Below are 16,252 nucleotides of genomic sequence, written 5' to 3' on the forward strand. Positions count from 1 at the left end.
CGGCGGCTGCCGGGGCGGCGGTGGCGCCTGCCGTATTGTTCGCGGCGGCCGGAGGCGTGGTCGCCTGGCGCTGCTGGGTCACATTGGAGGATTGACGGCCGACGCTGCTGCCGCCGCCCGCACGACGGGCTTCGGCGTCAAACGACGCCGTCACCAACGCCGCGCCGGAGATGGCGATGAGCGCCGCGGCGACAAACCGCGAAAAACAGAATTTGGTCATAGAGTTTTGCTCCTCGTACTCGCGCCCCTGCTGCCCCGAGCAGCAGGGAGTCCCACGGACAGCGGGACCATAGTCGCGACTTTTCTTACAGTAATCTGAATGTCGTAAGAATAACGGACAAGACGCCCGCCCACAAGTTCCCCGTGGGGTGACGAAACATCCTATGGACAGGCTGGATTCAGCCCAGGCGCACGCCCTCGTGCAGCGCGGCGATGCCGGCGGTCAGGTTGAAGTACTGCACCCGGTCCAGCCCGGCGGTGCGCAGCATGTCGGCCAGGGTTTCCTGGTCGGGATGCATGCGGATGGATTCCGCCAGGTAACGGTAGCTGGCCTCGTCGTTGGCGATCTTCTTGCCCAACCACGGCAGCACGTTGAACGAATACCAGTCATAGGCGGGCGACAACGGCTTGGCCACGCGCGAGAACTCCAGCACCAGCAGCTTGCCGCCCGGTTTCAGCACGCGGGCCATTTCGGCCAGGGCGCGGTCCTTGTGGGTCATGTTGCGCAAGCCGAAGGCCACGCTGACACGGTCGAAGTAGCCGGTGGGGAACGGCAGGCGTTCGGCGTCGCAGACGGCGGTGGGCAGCAGCAGGCCGGCGTCGGTCAGGCGGTCACGGCCCACGCGCAGCATGGAATCGTTGATGTCGGTCAGCCAGACTTCGCCCGTGGGGCCGGCGCGCTTGGCGAAGGCCTTTGCCAGGTCGCCCGTGCCGCCGGCGATGTCCAGCACCTTCATGCCGGGGCGGATGGCGGCGCGGCCAATGGTGAAGGCTTTCCAGACACGGTGCAGGCCGGCGGACATGAAATCGTTCATGACGTCGTAGCGCTGGGCGACCGAATGGAAGACTTCAGCGACTTTGCGGGCTTTTTCGCCTTCCGGCACTGTTTGGAAGCCGAAATGCGTGGATTGCGGGTTGGCGTCGGCGGAATGTTGCGATTCGGAGGGGTTTTGCATGGTGAAATTCCCGATATATCGTTCAATGGTAGCCTATCGGGCACCTGGCGGCGGCCAGTGAACCTGCCCCGGCGGCACCCTGCGGTCACATACCTGAAATATTGCGGCCATACTATCGCAATGTTCGCGCCGCGCCGGCGCTCCGAAGTGTGCCAAATTCGCCATGTCCAGCACTATCCTCGTTGTCGAAGACGAACCCGCAATCCAGGAACTGATCGCCGTCAACCTGTCTTTCGCGGGGCACAAAGTGTTGCGCGCCTTCGACGCCGACCAGGCCCAGACCCTGATCCGCGCCGAACTCCCCGATCTGATCCTGCTGGATTGGATGCTGCCCGGCACGTCCGGCCTGGCCATGGCGCGCAAGCTGCGCAACGATGAGCGCACCCGCGCCGTCCCGGTCATCATGCTGACCGCCAAAGGCTCCGAGCAGGACAAGGTGGACGGCCTGGAGGCTGGCGCCGACGACTACATCACCAAACCTTTCTCGCCGAAAGAGCTGATGGCCCGCATCAAGGCCGTGCTGCGCCGCCGCGCGCCCCAGCTGACCGACGACGTGATCGACGTGGGCGGCCTGAAGCTGGATCCGGTGACGCATCGCCTGTCGGGCAACAGCCAGTCGCTGCAGATCGGCCCCACCGAATTCCGCCTGCTGCATTTCTTCATGACCCACCCCGAGCGCGTGTTCTCGCGTTCGCAACTGCTGGACCAGGTCTGGGGCGACCACGTGTTCGTCGAAGAACGCACGGTGGACGTCCATATCCGCCGCCTGCGCAAGGCCCTGGAGCCCAGCGGCCATGACGCGCACGTGGAAACGGTGCGCGGCAGCGGCTACCGGTTTACGGCCCAGCTCCCGACGCGGTAAAACTGCCGCACGATGATCTGGCTGCGCACACTTTTCCTGGTCGCCCTGTGGGCGGTGATTTCACTACTGGCGCAATGGCTCATAGGAGACCCGGCGGGCTGGATCGTGTTTTCAGCCGCGCTGACCGCCATGCTGCTTTGGCGCAGCTGGAGGCTGACGCTGGTCTCGCAATGGGCCAACCACCCGGACACCTCTCCCCCCGCTTCCGTCGGGCCCTGGGACGACATCCTTGCCCCGCTCTACCGCTATACCCGCGCCCGCGCCCGCGAACTGGCCGAAACCCGCGACACCATGCAAGGCATGCTGGCCGCCGCCCAGGCCTTGCCGGACGGCGCCGTCACGCTGAACGCGGACTTCCAGATCGACTGGTGCAACCGCATGGCGCGCCAGCACCTGGGCCTGCGCCTGCCGGCCGACCGCGGCCATAACCTCTTGAACCTGCTGCGCGCGCCGGAATTCGTGGAATACGCGCATCGCCCGGCCTGGCCCGAGCCGATCCTGGTGCGCCTGGGCCAGAACGGCCAGGAACGCCTGATGATGATGCAGCTGACCGCTTACGCCAGCAATCAGCGTCTGCTCATCACCCGCGACGTCACCCAGATCGAACGCCTGGAAACCACGCGCCGCGACTTCGTGGCCAACGTCTCGCACGAACTGCGCACGCCGCTGACCGTGCTGGCCGGGTTCCTGGAAACGCTGCGCGACATGCCGGCCGACGCGCTGCCCGAAGAACAGCGCGCGCAGTACATCGACATGATGCACGAGCAGGCCCAGCGCATGCAGGCCATCGTGGAAGACCTGCTGACCTTGTCCACGCTGGAATCTTCGCCAGGCAGCGATCCGCGCGCCATCAACATGGGCGCGCTGCTGCAGAAGGCGCGCCAGCAGATCGAAGCGCTGTCGGGCGGACGCCACGTGCTGGAATGGCATATCGACGATACGCTGGACGTGCTGGGCGCCGAAACCGAGCTGACGTCCGCGCTGTCGAACCTGCTGACCAACGCGGTGCGCTACACGCCGGACGGCGGCAAGATCACCGTTCGCTGGGAACGCGAAGCGGACGGCGGCGCGCGCTACAGCGTGCAGGACACGGGCATCGGCATCCCCGCCCGCCACCTGCCGCGCCTGACCGAACGCTTCTACCGGGTTGACCGCGGCCGCTCGCGCGCCGTGGGCGGCACTGGCCTGGGCCTGGCGATCACCAAGCACATCGCCATGCGCCACGACGCCGAACTGCTCATCACCAGCGAACCGGGCAAGGGCAGCGTCTTCGCGCTGCGCTTTCCGGCCGAGCGCATCGCCATCGACGAACCCGCATAAACGTTGCCATGTTGGAACCTTCCGCGCCGTCCGGCGCGGATGGTAAATTCCGGGCCATGCGCATCCTGGTCATCGAAGACGAACCCAAACTGGCCGACTACCTGAAGAAGGGGCTGTCGGAACAAAGCCATGTCGTGGACCTGGCCCGCGACGGGGTGGACGGCCTGCATCTGGCGCTGGAAGGCGCCTACGACCTGATCGTGCTGGACGTGATGCTGCCGGGCGTGGACGGCTTCGGCATCCTGGCGTCCGTGCGCGCACAGAAAGACACCCCCATCCTGATGCTGACGGCGCGCGACGCGGTGGAAGACCGCGTGCGCGGCCTGGAAGGCGGCGCCGACGACTATCTGGTCAAGCCCTTCGCGTTTTCGGAGCTGCTGGCGCGCGTGCAGGCGCTGCTACGCCGCGGACGCACGCAAGAGCCCACGCTGCTGCGCCTGGCCGACCTGGAACTGGACCTGGCGCGCCGGCGCGCCCAGCGCGGCGGACGCCGGCTGGACCTGACCGCCAAGGAGTTCAGCCTGCTGGCGCTGCTGCTGCGCCGCCAGGGGCAGGTGCTGTCGCGCACCACGCTGGCCGAACAGGTCTGGGACATGAACTTCGACAGCGACACCAACGTCATCGACGTGGCAGTGCGGCGCTTGCGCAGCAAGCTGGACGACCCGTTCGACGCCAAACTGCTGCACACCGTGCGCGGCATGGGCTACGTGCTGGAGTCGCGCCTGGAACCGCGTCCGGCGCCCCACCCTGAATGAAGCCGCCGCGCATGCGCTCGATGCAGGCGCGGCTGACGCTGTTGCTGGGCGCCATTGCGCTGCTGGTCTCCAGCTTGGCCGGGGCCACGCTGTTCTGGGCGCTCAAGCGCGAGGTCGAGCGCCAGGAAATCACCGAGGTCAACGGCAAGCTGGAACTGATCGACCATCTGATCGACATGCAGAACAGCGCCAACGGCCTGCAAGACCTGGCCGCCACCTTCGACGAAATGCGCACCGGCCAGGGCCAATTGGGCATCTGGATCGTGGACGCCGAAGGCAAGGCCGTCTACGGCGGCCCCGCCCCCGAAACGCTGGACGCCACGGATGGCCACCAGGTCGTGCTGCAGGCGGCGGACGGCGGACGCATGCGCGGCCTGCGGGTCGCCATGAACGACCGCATCTTGCCCGGCGCGCAACTGACCGTGGCGGTCAGCACCCGCACCAGCTCGCAGTTCCTGTACGCCTACGGCACCGCCCTGGTGCTGATCTGCGCGCTGTGGGTGGGCGCGACGGTGGTGCTGGCGGCCTGGGCCGTGCGCCGCAGCATGGCGCCCACGCGCCGGCTGTCGGAACAGGCCGCGCGCATCCAGCCCGACAACCTGGCGCGGCGCCTGCCGCTGGAAGACACCGACCGAGAGCTTCATGAACTGGTGCGGTCGTTCAACCGCACGCTGGAACGGCTGCAGGCGGCCTACCAGCAAATGGAAGGCTTCAACGCCGACGTGGCGCACGAGCTGCGCACGCCGCTGGCCACCTTGATCAACGGCGCGCAGGTCATGCTGTCGTCGCCGCGCGACGCCGCCGAACTGCGCGACGCCCTGGAATCCAATCTGGAAGAGCTCGAAGACCTGAAGAAGCTGGTCAACGACATGCTGTTCCTGGCCCGCGCCGACCGCGGCGAACTGGCCGCCGACCTGGCCCCGGTGTCGCTGGCGGCCGAGGCCCGCCGCGTGGCCGAATACTACGAAGCCATGCTGGACGAGCACGGCGTGCGCCTGCACTGCGAGGGCGACGCCACCGTGGCCGCCAACCCCGGCCTGGTGCGCCGCGCCTTGGCCAACCTGATCTCCAACGCCATCAAGGCCACGCCCGCCGGGCACGACATCGTGCTGCGCTGCTCGGCGTCGCCGTCGGGCGCGCGGGTGGAGGTGCGCAACCCCGGCCCACCCATTCCGCCCGCCGACCTGCCCCGCATTTTCGACCGTTTCTTCCGGTCGGGGCAGGCACGCGCGCCGCGCAGCGAAGGCCATGGCCTGGGCCTGGCCATTGTGCGCGCCATCGCCCGCATGCACGGCGGTGACGTCGACGCGGTGTCGGACGCCTACGGCACGGTGGTCGGCATCACGCTGCGCGGGCCGGCGCCGCAGGCGGGTTCCGGAAACATTACAAAACCGTAATCCGGACGACAGAATCGGGTCACCCCCGCTTTCCTACAGTGTCATCACGGTCACCCCTCTTGAGGATTCTCGTGAAAGACACCCTGATCCGCTTTACCCAAGCCGCCGCGCTGGCCTTGCTGGTTGCCGGCGCCGCGCAGGCCGCGGGCGAACACGCCGGCCACGGCATGTCCATGCCGGCCGCCTCGACCCCCATCGGCAAGCCGGGCGACGCCGCCCGCGCCACGCGCACGATCGATGTCGACATGACCGACGCCATGCGCTTCACGCCCGACCGCATCGAGGTCAAGGCAGGCGAGACGGTGCGCATCAATGTGCGCAATTCGGGAAAGATCCGCCACGAGCTGGTGCTGGGCACCGATGCGGACCTGAAGGCGCACTACGACATGATGATGAAAGACCCCGGCATGCGCCACGAAGAGGCGAACGCGGTGTCGCTGGACGCCGGCAAGTCCGGCCAGATCGTCTGGCGCTTCGACAAGGCCGGCACGGTGTCCTTCGGCTGCCTGGAACCGGGTCACTACAGCGCCGGCATGAAGGGCGCGGTGTCGGTCCTCTGACCCCCGGCGCCTTCCTCCCATGAGCACATCCCCTCCTCTTGCCCGCCGCCGCTTCGTGCAGGGCCTGGCCGCCGGCGGCGCGCTGGCTGCGCTGGGCGGCTGGCGCGCCGCATTGGCCGCGCCCGCGCCGGCCGCTGAATTGCGTGGCACGGAATTCCACCTGGAAATCGGCGAGACGCCCGTGAACTTCACGGGCGCCGCGCGCATCGGCACCACCGTCAATGGCCAGGTGCCCGCCCCCCTCCTGCGTTGGCGCGAAGGCGACACGGTGACCCTGCACGTCACCAACCGGCTGCGCGAGCAGACCTCCATTCACTGGCACGGCATCCTTTTGCCAACCGACATGGATGGCGTGCCCGGCCTGAGCTTTCCCGGCATCGATCCGGGCCAGACCTTCACCTACCGCTTCGCGGTGCGCCAGAGCGGCACGTACTGGTATCACAGCCACTCGGGCTTCCAGGAGCAGACCGGCCTGTACGGCGCCATCGTCATCGACCCGCGCCGCCGCGATCCCATCACGTCCGACCGCGACTACACGGTGCTGCTGTCGGACTGGACGGACGAAGACCCGATGCGGCTCTTCAACAAGCTGAAGGTGATGCCCGAGTACTACAACCGCATCCAGCCCAGCGTCCAGAGCCTGGCCGCCGACGCGCAGGAACGCGGCTGGCGCGCGGCGCTGTCCGAACGCCTGATGTGGGAACAGATGCGCATGACGCCGACGGACCTGGCCGACGTGTCCGGCGCCACCTACACCTACCTGACCAACGGCGCCACGCCCTCGGGCAACTGGACCGGGCTGTTCAAGCCGGGCGAACGCATCCGGCTGCGCTTCATCAACGGATCGGCGATGACGTACTTCGACGTGCGCATCCCCGGCCTGAAGATGACGGTGGTGGCCGCCGACGGGCAAGACGTGCGGCCCGTGGACGTGGAGGAATTCCGGATCGGCGTGGCCGAAACCTATGACGTGATCGTCGAACCGCAGGACGAGCGCGCCTACACGATCTTCTCGCAGGCGATGGACCGCTCGGGCTTTGCCCGCGCCACGCTGGCGCCGCGCGCCGGCATGCAGGCCGACGTGCCCGCGCTGGACCGCGTGCAACTGCTGGGCATGATGGACATGGGCATGGCGCATGACATGGCAGGCGCGGGGCACGACATGGCCGCGATGGGCGCGCCCGGCGCACCCAGCCCCGGCGGCATGCCCGGCATGGACCACGGCGGCCATGGCGCGTCAGCCACCGGGCAAGGCGGCATGGTCGAAGTCAAGCACCCCTATCCGACCGAGCGCGGCGTCAGCAATTCCATGCTGCCCGACGTGGTGTCGACGCGGCTGGACGACCCGGGCGTGGGGCTGCGCGACAACGGGCGCCGCGTGCTGACCTACGCGGACCTGCATTCCATCCGCGAACCCGAAGACAACCGCGCGCCCTCGCGCGAGATCGAACTGCACCTGACCGGCAACATGGAACGCTACATGTGGTCGTTCAACGGCGTGAAGTTCTCGGACGCCAAGCCCATCGTGCTGCGCTACGGCGAGCGCGTGCGTTTCGTGCTGGTCAACGACACGATGATGACGCACCCGATCCATCTGCATGGCCTGTGGAGCGACCTGGAATCGCCCGACGGCGCGTTCCAGGTGCGCAAGCACACGATCACCCTCAACCCGGCGCAGCGGCTGAGCTATCGCGTCAGCGCCGATGCGCGCGGACACTGGGCCTACCACTGCCACCTGCTGTATCACATGGAGGCCGGCATGTTCAGAGCGGTCGTGGTGGAGTAAGCGATGACGACGCAACGCAAACTGCTGGGCGCCTGCGCCCTGGCCTTGGCCCTGGGCGCATCGGGCGTCCACGCGCAGCCCGCCGCGATGGACCATTCCGGCATGCCCGGCATGGATCACGGCGCCATGCCGTCCGCCCCCGCGCCGGCGCCCGCCGCCATGGACCACGGGGCGATGGGGCACACGACGATGGAACACGGCAGCGCCCCCGCATCGAACGCACCGCCGATCGGCAGCCTGCCGACGAGCGACGGCGCGGGCGAACGCGGCTACGACAGCTACGGCATCCACCCGCACATGATGGACAACGCGTCCACCTGGCAGGTGCTGTTCGACAAGTTCGGCGTCACACGCAACCGCGACGGCGAAAACGCGCTGGACTGGGACGGCCGCTTCTGGATCGGCTCGGCCACCGACCGCCTGCTTATCAAGAGCGAGGGCGAACGCGAAAGCGGCGGCGGCTCGGACGGCAAGGTCGAAGCCTACTGGAGCCATGCCGTATCGCCTTTCTGGAACCTGCAGCTGGGCGCGCGCCGGGACATCGGCACGGGCCCCAAGCGCAATTGGGCCGCGTTCGGCGTCGAGGGCCTGCTGCCCTACAACATCGAACTGGAGACCACCGCCTATGTGGGATCGTCGGGCCGCACCGCGCTGGCGCTCAAGGCCGAGTACGACCTGCTGCTGACGCAGCGCCTCGTCCTCACGCCGGAAATCGAGGCCAGCCTGTACGGCAAGCGCGACCCCGAACGCGGCATCGGCTCGGGCCTGTCGACCGGGTCGCTCTCTTTGCGGCTACGCTATGAGGTCACGCGCGAATTCGCCCCTTACGTCGGCGTCTCCTTCGAACGCAAGTTCGGCCAAACCGCCAGCTACGCCTCGGACGCCGGGGCCAGCCGGTCCCAGACCGCCGTCATGGCGGGCGTGCGGTTCTGGTTCTGACGCGGCATCGCGCCCTTCCCACCCCTATTCGTGCACGGAGCATCATGAACATTCCCCGCATCACGCACCGCCTGATCCTTGCCGCGGCCCTTGGCGCCCCCGTCTTCGCCACGGCGCAGACGCCCGCGCGCGTCGAGGTCTGGAAGACGCCCACCTGCGGCTGCTGCGAAGACTGGGTCAAGCACATGCGCGACAGCGGCTTCGCCGTCACGACCCATGACGTGGACGACACCGGCCCCATCCGCCGCAATGCGGGCATGGCGGACTACGGGTCCTGCCATACCGCCGTGGTGGACGGCTACGCGGTCGAAGGCCACGTGCCCGCCAGCGACGTCCGCCGGCTGCTTCTGGAAAAGCCGGACGCCGCCGGCCTGGCCGCCCCGGGCATGCCGTTAGGGTCCCCAGGCATGGACGGCCCCGAATACGGCGGCCGCAAGACCCCGCACGATATCCTGCTGGTGGACAAGCAGGGCAGCGCCAACGTGTTCCAGGCATACCGGTAGGACCCAGGGGTGGGCAGGCCATTGAAACAATTCATCCACACCGCCTCAATGGCTACTCCTTGCACCGCAGCAAAAATGCGCCACAATAAATAAAACGCATTTCTTACCCACCCCTTGGCAGTCATGGCAAAAATCGTCCTGTTCGAGAACATCCACCCGAGCGCGCGCACCGTCTTCGAAGCCGCCGGCTACACCGACATCGTCACGCACACCGCGGCCCTGCCGCCGGCGAAAATGCAGGAAGCCCTGCGTGGCGTGCACGTGGCGGGGATCCGTTCTCGCACGCACCTGGACGCCGCCCTGCTGTCCAGCCCCGACCTGCGCGTCGTAGGCTGCTTCTGCATCGGCACCAACCAGGTCGACCTGGATTCCGCCATGCAACGCGGGATTCCGGTGTTCAACGCGCCGTTCTCCAACACCCGTTCGGTCGCCGAGCTGGTGCTGGGCGAAGCCATCCTGCTGCTGCGCCGAATTCCCGAAAAGAACGCCCGCGTGCACCTGGGCCATTGGGACAAGAGCGCCTCGGGCGCCTTTGAAACGCGCGGCAAGACGCTGGGCATCGTGGGCTACGGCAACATTGGCTCGCAGATCAGCACGCTGGCCGAAGGCCTGGGCATGCGCGTCGTCTACCACGACGTGGAAGCCAAGCTGCCGCTGGGCAACGCCCGCCCCGCCGGGTCGCTCAACGACCTGCTGGAGCAGGCCGACGTGGTGACGCTGCACGTGCCGGGCGGCAAGTCCACCGAGAACATCATGAATGCGGAGACCATCGGCCGCATGCGGCGCGGCGCGATCCTCATCAACGCCTCGCGCGGCACGGTGGTGGACATCGACGCCCTGCACGCCGCGCTGAAATCGGGCCACCTGGCCGGCGCCGCGCTGGACGTATTCCCCACCGAGCCCAAGGGCGCGGACGAACCGCTGGCCAGCCCGCTGATCGGCCTGCCCAACGTCATCCTGACCCCGCACATCGGCGGCAGCACGCAGGAATCGCAAGAGAACATCGGCCGCGAAGTGGCCGAAAAGCTGGTGCGCTTCATGCAGGCTGGCACGACCAAGGGCGCGGTCAACTTCCCCGAACTGCCCTACCTGGAGCCGGCCGGCGCCACGCGCATCCTGCACGTGCACCGCAACGCCCCGGGCGCGCTCGGCACGCTGGACAACCTGATGGCGCAGCACGGCCTGAACATCGTCAGCCAGACCCTGCAGACCAAGGGTCAGATCGGCTACGTGATCACCGACGTGGAAGGCCAGGTCGACGACCAAGTGATGACCACGCTGCGCGATCACCCCATCACGGTCCGCTGCGACCGGCTGTAGATCCCGGTTGCGCCGAAACGGAAAGCGCCCCTTCGCGGGGCGCTTTTTTTTCCTGGCCGGCGCTGTCCGGCACGGCCTGGACCCGCATCGACCTCAAGGTTCGGCCGCCGCCGCCATCAGGCATTCCGCCATCTTCTCGCGCACGCTGCCCGCGTCGAACGGCAGGCGGCCGATGATGCCGATTTCCCGGTGAAAGGCCTGTTCGGCCAGCGGCACCAGCCGCAACCCCGTCACGTCCAACCGCCGCAGCTGCGGTAGCAGCGCCACGCCCAGGCCGTGGCGCACCATGTTGGCGATAGCTTCGATTTCGTCCAGTTCCACCGCTTCGTGCACATGGATGCGGTGCTTCTTCAGGAAAATATCCACCACCCGCCCGCCGAACGACGCCCGGTCATAGCGGATGAAGGGCTGCGTCGCCAGCAGCTCGCGCCACGGCGCTTCGGGCACGGATTCCGGCACGGCCAGCACCACCGGCTCGTTCAGCAGGCGATGCCAGCCCAGCTCCGGCGGCAGCGTGAACGGCGGGCGGATCAGCACGGCCATGTCCACTTCGCCCGCATCCACCTGCCCCAGCAGCGACAGCGAGACGCCGGGCACGATGCGTACTCGCACATCGGGATAGACGGCGCGGAACCGGCCCACGGCGCGCACCAGCAGATCCTGCTGCACCGAAGCGATGGCGCCGATGCGCAACGATCCGCTGACGTGGCCCGCCCCCGCCGTCGTGACCATGCGTTCGGCCATGGCGACCAACTCTTCCGCCTGCGCAAGCATCTCGCGGCCAGGCCCGTTCAGTACGGCGGCCCGGGCCCCGCGGTCGAAGAGCGCCACGCCCAGGTATTCCTCCAGCCGCTTGATCTGGGCGCTGACCGCCGACTGCGTCAGGCCCAGGTGGGCGCCGGCGCCGGTGAACGTCCCGTCGCGCGCGACAGCGATGAAGGTTTTGAATTCTTTGATCACAATCAATATTTTCGATGCTAAGACACAAAAAATATCGTTTTTCAATCAAAAAAACAATACCTAAACTATGTCCTGGTGCTAAAGCAGCCCGCTGCCCGCAGGCCGCCCGCCAACCGATCACTTTTTGAATGACCCGGAGTTTTTCATGACCGCCCAAACCAATCTGCCGCCGTTCCACCTGGCCTTCCCGGTCCGCGACCTGGCCGAAGCCCGCGCCTTCTACGGCGAAAAGCTGGGCTGTCCGGAAGGCCGCAGCTCGCCCGAATGGATCGACTTCAATTTCTACGGCCACCAGATCGTCGCCCACCTGGCGCCCAGCGAATGCGGCCACAAGGCCACCAGCGCCGTGGATTCCCACAACGTGCCCGTGCGCCATTTCGGCGCCGTGCTTTCCATGGAACAATGGGAAGCCATGTCCAAGCGCCTGATCGACGCAGGCACCGAGTTCGTCATCGAGCCCTACATCCGCTTCAAGGGCGAAGTGGGCGAGCAGGCCACGATGTTCTTCCTGGATCCGTCGGGCAACGCGCTGGAATTCAAGGCCTTCAAGAACATGGATTCCTTGTTCGCCAAGTAATCCGCCGCCAGAGGTTGCGCGCCGTTGAACGCCCCGTCAGACCCCCCTTGTCCGGCCGAAACCGCTTGGCGCATCCTGCCCCAGGGTGATCGCTGCCTGATCATTTCCTTCGGCGACAGGATCGACGCCTCGGTCGGCCGGACCTGTCTGGCCGCGGCGCGCAAACTGCGCGCCGCACAGCTTCCCGGCGTCACCGATGTCGTGCCCTCATTCGTCGCGGTGGCGGTGCATTACCGTCCCGACGGCCGGGGCAACGGCCCCTCCTGTACGCGCTTGACCGCAAGCATCAACGCCCTGCTGGCCGAAGGCATCGCCGCCGACGCCCTGGACGGGCGCCTGATCGATGTTCCCGTCTGCTACGGCGGCGAGCACGGCCCCGACCTGCCCGAGGTGGCGCGCGCGGCCGGCGTGACGGAAGACGAAATCGTCGCCCTGCACAGCCAGCCCCGCTGCATGGTGTTCATGCTGGGCTTCGCGCCCGGCCACGCCTACCTGGGCGTGCACGACCCAAAACTGGATATCCCGCGCCGTCCCTCCCCGCGCACCGTGGTACCGACGGGCGCCGTGGCCGTCGCCAACCGGCAGACCGTGATCTACCCAAACCGGCTGCCCGGCGGCTGGAACATCATTGGCGCGACGCCGCTGACCCTGTTCGACCCCGAACGCGCGCCCGCCTCCTTGCTTCAACCCGGTGATTCGGTCCGATTCGTACCGATCAGCCCGGAGGAGTTCGAGCGCATCCGGGAAGCCCGGCCATGAGCGTGACCGTCATCAAGCCCGGCATGCTGTCCAGCTTTCAGGACCGCGGCCGCGACGGCTTCCAGCACGAAGGCATTCCGGTCGCGGGCGCCATGGACGAACGCGCGCACCGCCTGGCTAACGCGCTTGCCGGCAATGCCAGCGACCCAGCCACGCTGGAAATGACCCTGCTTGGCCCCACGCTGCGTTTTGACGCCCCCGCCTGCTTCGCGCTGGCCGGCGCCGACCTGGGCGCAACCCTCAATGGCGAAGACATCCCCCTGCACCGCCCGCTGGTGGCACGCGCAGGCGACACCCTGGCCTTCGGCGCCCGGCCCGCCGTGGGCGTGCGCGGCTATCTGGCGGTGCATGGCGGCTTTGCGCTGCCTGCCGTCATGGGCAGCGAGGCGACCTACCTGCGCAGCGGCTTCGGCGGATTCCAGGGCCGCGCGCTGGCCAAAGGCGACTGCGTCCCGCTGCGCGCCGCGTTGGACGGCCACCGCCTGGACGCGCTGCGATCCGCGCTCTGGGAAATCCAGGCCTATTTGCCCGCCCCCCTGGGCGGCCAACGGCGCGGCGCCATCCGCTTCCTGCCCGGCATGCACTGGGAAGCATTCTCGACCGCCGCGCGGCACGCCTTCACAGACGCCGAATTCCGCGTCAGCGCTCAATCCGACCGCATGGGCTACCGCTTGACGGGCCCGGCGCTATCCATGACCCAACCGCGCCAGATGCTGTCGGAGGCCGCCAGTTTCGGCACCGTGCAGGTGCCCGCAGGCGGCGAAGCCATCATCCTCATGGCCGACCGGCAAACCACCGGCGGCTATCCCAAGATCGCGCAGATCGCGACGGTGGACCTGTCCGCGCTGGCGCAAGCCGCACCGGGCCAGAGCCTGCGCTTCCAGCTGATCGGCCTGGACGAGGCACAACGCCTGGACGGCGCGCGCGAACGTGCATTCGTACAATTGCAAGAAGCGCTGGCCCCCCTGCGCGCGCTGCTGTCCCGGGCAACAAGGAAACCGCTATGACCACCCGCATCGATATGAACTGCGACATGGGCGAAAGCTATGGCGCGTGGACCATGGGCAACGACGCGGCGGTGCTGCAATACGTCAGCTCCGCCAACATCGCCTGCGGCTTCCATGGCGGAGACCCCGCCACCATGCGCAAGACCGTCGCCGCCGCGCTCAAGCAGGGCGTGGCGCTGGGCGCCCACCCCAGCCTGCAGGACCTGGCGGGCTTTGGCCGCCGCGTCATCCAGATCACGCCGGACGAAGCCTATGACATCGTGGTCTACCAGATCGGCGCGCTGGCCGGCGTGGCCGCGTCGCAAGGGGCGCGGCTGCACCATGTGAAGGCGCACGGCGCGCTGTACAACATGGCGGCCCGCGATGAAGGGCTGTCGCGCGCCATCTGCCAGGCGGTCAAGGACGTGGACGCGTCGCTGATCCTGTACGGGCTGGCGGGCAGCAAGCTGATCGACGCGGCGCGCGCGATCGGCCTGTCGGCGGCCAGCGAAGTGTTTGCCGACCGCTCCTACCAGGACGACGGTTCACTCACGCCGCGCACGCGCGCCGGCGCCATGATCGAAGACCTGGACCAGGCGGTCGCGCAAGTGGTGCGCATGGTGCGCGAAGGCAAGGTGCGTTCCGTCGACGGGCACGACGTGCCGGTGGTGGCCGACACGCTTTGCATCCACGGCGACCAGCCCAACGCCTTGCTGTTCGCCAACGGCATCCGCCAGGCGCTGGAGCAGGCGGGCATCGACGTCCGCACCCCGGCCCGGACCTGACCTGCGGCTTGGGCCGGATCAGGCGCGGCCGTAGCGCGGCGCCAGGTCTTCGCCGGCCTGTTCGGCGGCGTCGCGGTAAGCCTGCAAGATGCCCGGCAGCACTTCCACCACATAGGTGCGCGTCAGGTTCGCCGCGCGCTCGAAATCACGGACGGCCAGCGCCTGCGTGATGCCGTGCGTGTAGATCTGCAGGGTGTTGGTTTCGAGCGAGCGCCGGGCCAGCAGATAGCGCAGCGGCTCCACCTGTTCGTAGAGCTTGCTCAGCATGCTGGTCAGCGGCGTATTGCCCGTGTAGCGGGCCCCCGCCAGATAGAACTCGCGCGACGCCGCGATAGCGGCGCGGATGTCACGCTTGGCCACGGCCGCCGCGATGGCTTCGTCATAGCTGCGCAGTTCGGCCACCAGCGGCGCCAGGTCTCGCATGTCCGCCAACTGGCGGATGCAATACGCCTCCAGCTCCGCGCGCAGCATGTACAGGTGGCGGATCTGCGTTTCGGTATAGAGGGTGACCCTGAAGCCCTTGCGTTGGATATGCGTGACCAGGCCGCTCAGTTCCAGCAGGCGCAGCGCTTCCCGGATCGGGCTGCGGCTGGTGCCGAAACGCTGCTCTAGTTCTTGCTCCCGCAAGGGCTGCCCGGGCCGGATAGTGCCATCCACTATCAACTCACGAATCTGTTCCTGTAGGAAATACGGAATCGTGGCGGGCGCTTTGACGTCCAATCGGCTCCCCTTGTACTGCGCGATGCGTGGTTGAGACAGGGAGAAGATACTAGAAATCTATTGAAACACAAATAGGAATATTGTTGCAGAGACGAAATCGCCTTCTGTTACGCCCGGCTGGGGATTCGCTTCTGCTACGCCCCCCAGGGGTTCAGTGCCAATCGTCACGGTAGACGAACTTGGGCATCTGCCAATTGAAGCGCAGGGCCAGCATGCGCAAGGCCAGCCCCGCGGCCAGCGCCACGGGCACGGCAGCGTTGGCCGACAGGCCCAGCGACTGGCCGCCCAGGTACAGCGCCCCGGTTACGACCGACACGCTGGCGTACAGCTCCTTGCGGAACAGCAGCGGCACTTCGTTGCACAGCACGTCGCGCAGCACCCCGCCGGCGCAGCCCGTGATCATGCCGCTGATCAGCACCACCGTGATCGGCAGCTGCATCAGCTGCGCCACCTGGCAGCCGATGACGGTGAACGCCACCAATCCCAGGGCGTCGGCCAGCAGGAACACACTGCGCAGGCGCCGCATGACCGGCGCGATCAGTGCAGTCAGGATCGCGGCGCCGCCCGTCATCCACAGGTATTCGGGGTGGATGACCCATGTCAGCGGGTAGTGTCCCAACAGCACGTCGCGCAGCGAACCGCCGCCCAGGGCGGTCACGCAGGCGATGATGCACACGCCCATCCAGTCCATGTCGCGTCGGCCGGCCGACAGCGCCGCGGTCATGGCTTCGGCCACGATGGCGACCAGATATAGCGTGTGCAGCAGGGCAGGAGAAATATCGGAGAGCATGGGAAAGGCGGAAATAAGACAATGATCGGATCGGGACTCGACCCGGACTCAAGGTACG

The 16,252-nt window shown here is 67.5% G+C and carries 17 protein-coding genes and 1 pseudogene; 13 read left to right on the forward strand and 5 right to left on the reverse strand.

Annotated elements, in window-relative coordinates; translation table 11 throughout:
- A pseudogene (locus HG262_RS13155) lies at positions 1-220 on the reverse strand (Tim44 domain-containing protein); the annotation flags it as partial.
- Between the two features lie 178 nt (positions 221-398).
- Positions 399-1,175 carry a bifunctional demethylmenaquinone methyltransferase/2-methoxy-6-polyprenyl-1,4-benzoquinol methylase UbiE gene (ubiE, locus tag HG262_RS13160; RefSeq protein ID WP_169271454.1) on the reverse strand — a complete coding sequence of 259 codons (777 nt, stop codon included), beginning with the start codon at positions 1,173-1,175 and terminating at the stop codon, positions 399-401.
- A 163-nt stretch (positions 1,176-1,338) separates the two neighbouring features.
- Here ubiE and phoB point away from each other — a divergent pair, with 163 nt between their 5' ends.
- The 9 genes from phoB to serA all read left to right on the forward strand — a co-directional run bounded on the left by phoB (position 1,339) and on the right by serA (position 10,617).
- Positions 1,339-2,037: a phosphate regulon transcriptional regulator PhoB gene (gene phoB, locus HG262_RS13165; protein ID WP_006227196.1), complete on the forward strand. Its 699-nt coding sequence runs from the start codon at positions 1,339-1,341 to the stop codon at positions 2,035-2,037.
- Positions 2,038-2,049: 12 nt separating this feature from the next.
- The gene (phoR, locus tag HG262_RS13170; protein ID WP_169271455.1) at positions 2,050-3,357 is read left to right on the forward strand and encodes a phosphate regulon sensor histidine kinase PhoR; all 1,308 of its coding nucleotides are present in this window, start codon (positions 2,050-2,052) and stop codon (positions 3,355-3,357) included.
- Positions 3,358-3,413: 56 nt separating this feature from the next.
- On the forward strand, positions 3,414-4,112 hold the full coding sequence (locus tag HG262_RS13175; protein ID WP_169271539.1) for a heavy metal response regulator transcription factor: 699 nt from the start codon (positions 3,414-3,416) through the stop codon (positions 4,110-4,112).
- Positions 4,109-5,509, forward strand: a complete 1,401-nt coding sequence (locus HG262_RS13180; protein ID WP_169271456.1) for a heavy metal sensor histidine kinase — start codon at positions 4,109-4,111, stop codon at positions 5,507-5,509. The genes HG262_RS13175 and HG262_RS13180 overlap by 4 nt, the downstream gene beginning before the upstream one ends.
- A gap of 71 nt (positions 5,510-5,580) precedes the next feature.
- Positions 5,581-6,069 (forward strand): cupredoxin family protein, encoded by a 489-nt coding sequence (locus HG262_RS13185; RefSeq protein ID WP_169271457.1) that lies wholly within the window; start codon positions 5,581-5,583, stop codon positions 6,067-6,069.
- A gap of 19 nt (positions 6,070-6,088) precedes the next feature.
- Positions 6,089-7,855 carry a copper resistance system multicopper oxidase gene (locus tag HG262_RS13190; protein ID WP_169271458.1) on the forward strand — a complete coding sequence of 589 codons (1,767 nt, stop codon included), beginning with the start codon at positions 6,089-6,091 and terminating at the stop codon, positions 7,853-7,855.
- Between the two features lie 3 nt (positions 7,856-7,858).
- The gene (locus tag HG262_RS13195; RefSeq protein WP_169271459.1) at positions 7,859-8,794 is read left to right on the forward strand and encodes a copper resistance protein B; all 936 of its coding nucleotides are present in this window, start codon (positions 7,859-7,861) and stop codon (positions 8,792-8,794) included.
- A 44-nt stretch (positions 8,795-8,838) separates the two neighbouring features.
- The gene (locus HG262_RS13200) at positions 8,839-9,297 is read left to right on the forward strand and encodes a DUF411 domain-containing protein (protein WP_169271460.1); all 459 of its coding nucleotides are present in this window, start codon (positions 8,839-8,841) and stop codon (positions 9,295-9,297) included.
- A 123-nt stretch (positions 9,298-9,420) separates the two neighbouring features.
- Complete coding sequence (serA, locus tag HG262_RS13205; protein WP_169271461.1) at positions 9,421-10,617, forward strand: phosphoglycerate dehydrogenase; 1,197 nt, start codon at positions 9,421-9,423, stop codon at positions 10,615-10,617.
- Positions 10,618-10,710: 93 nt separating this feature from the next.
- Here the strand turns inward: serA and HG262_RS13210 are convergent, their stop codons facing one another.
- Complete coding sequence (locus tag HG262_RS13210) at positions 10,711-11,577, reverse strand: LysR family transcriptional regulator (RefSeq protein WP_169271462.1); 867 nt, start codon at positions 11,575-11,577, stop codon at positions 10,711-10,713.
- 145 nt (positions 11,578-11,722) lie between these two features.
- On the opposite strand from HG262_RS13210, the gene HG262_RS13215 reads away from it, so the two are divergent.
- From HG262_RS13215 to HG262_RS13230, 4 genes are read left to right on the forward strand one after another with little or no spacing between them, the layout of a single operon-like run.
- The gene (locus HG262_RS13215) at positions 11,723-12,154 is read left to right on the forward strand and encodes a VOC family protein (protein ID WP_088590995.1); all 432 of its coding nucleotides are present in this window, start codon (positions 11,723-11,725) and stop codon (positions 12,152-12,154) included.
- A 24-nt stretch (positions 12,155-12,178) separates the two neighbouring features.
- Complete coding sequence (pxpB, locus tag HG262_RS13220) at positions 12,179-12,913, forward strand: 5-oxoprolinase subunit PxpB (protein WP_169271463.1); 735 nt, start codon at positions 12,179-12,181, stop codon at positions 12,911-12,913.
- Positions 12,910-13,920 carry a biotin-dependent carboxyltransferase family protein gene (locus tag HG262_RS13225; RefSeq protein ID WP_169271464.1) on the forward strand — a complete coding sequence of 337 codons (1,011 nt, stop codon included), beginning with the start codon at positions 12,910-12,912 and terminating at the stop codon, positions 13,918-13,920. The genes pxpB and HG262_RS13225 overlap by 4 nt, the downstream gene beginning before the upstream one ends.
- Positions 13,917-14,684 (forward strand): 5-oxoprolinase subunit PxpA, encoded by a 768-nt coding sequence (locus HG262_RS13230; protein WP_169271465.1) that lies wholly within the window; start codon positions 13,917-13,919, stop codon positions 14,682-14,684. The genes HG262_RS13225 and HG262_RS13230 overlap by 4 nt, the downstream gene beginning before the upstream one ends.
- A gap of 18 nt (positions 14,685-14,702) precedes the next feature.
- Here HG262_RS13230 and HG262_RS13235 read toward each other — a convergent pair whose 3' ends face one another.
- Positions 14,703-15,404 (reverse strand): GntR family transcriptional regulator, encoded by a 702-nt coding sequence (locus HG262_RS13235; RefSeq protein ID WP_248293350.1) that lies wholly within the window; start codon positions 15,402-15,404, stop codon positions 14,703-14,705.
- Between the two features lie 151 nt (positions 15,405-15,555).
- A complete protein-coding gene (locus HG262_RS13240) occupies positions 15,556-16,194 on the reverse strand; it encodes a trimeric intracellular cation channel family protein (RefSeq protein WP_169271466.1) in 639 nt (212 codons plus the stop codon).
- Between the last annotated feature and the right edge of the window lie 58 nt (positions 16,195-16,252).

This window comes from Achromobacter sp. Bel (assembly GCF_012928505.1).
In the GTDB taxonomy this organism is placed as follows: Bacteria; Pseudomonadota; Gammaproteobacteria; order Burkholderiales; family Burkholderiaceae_B; genus Achromobacter.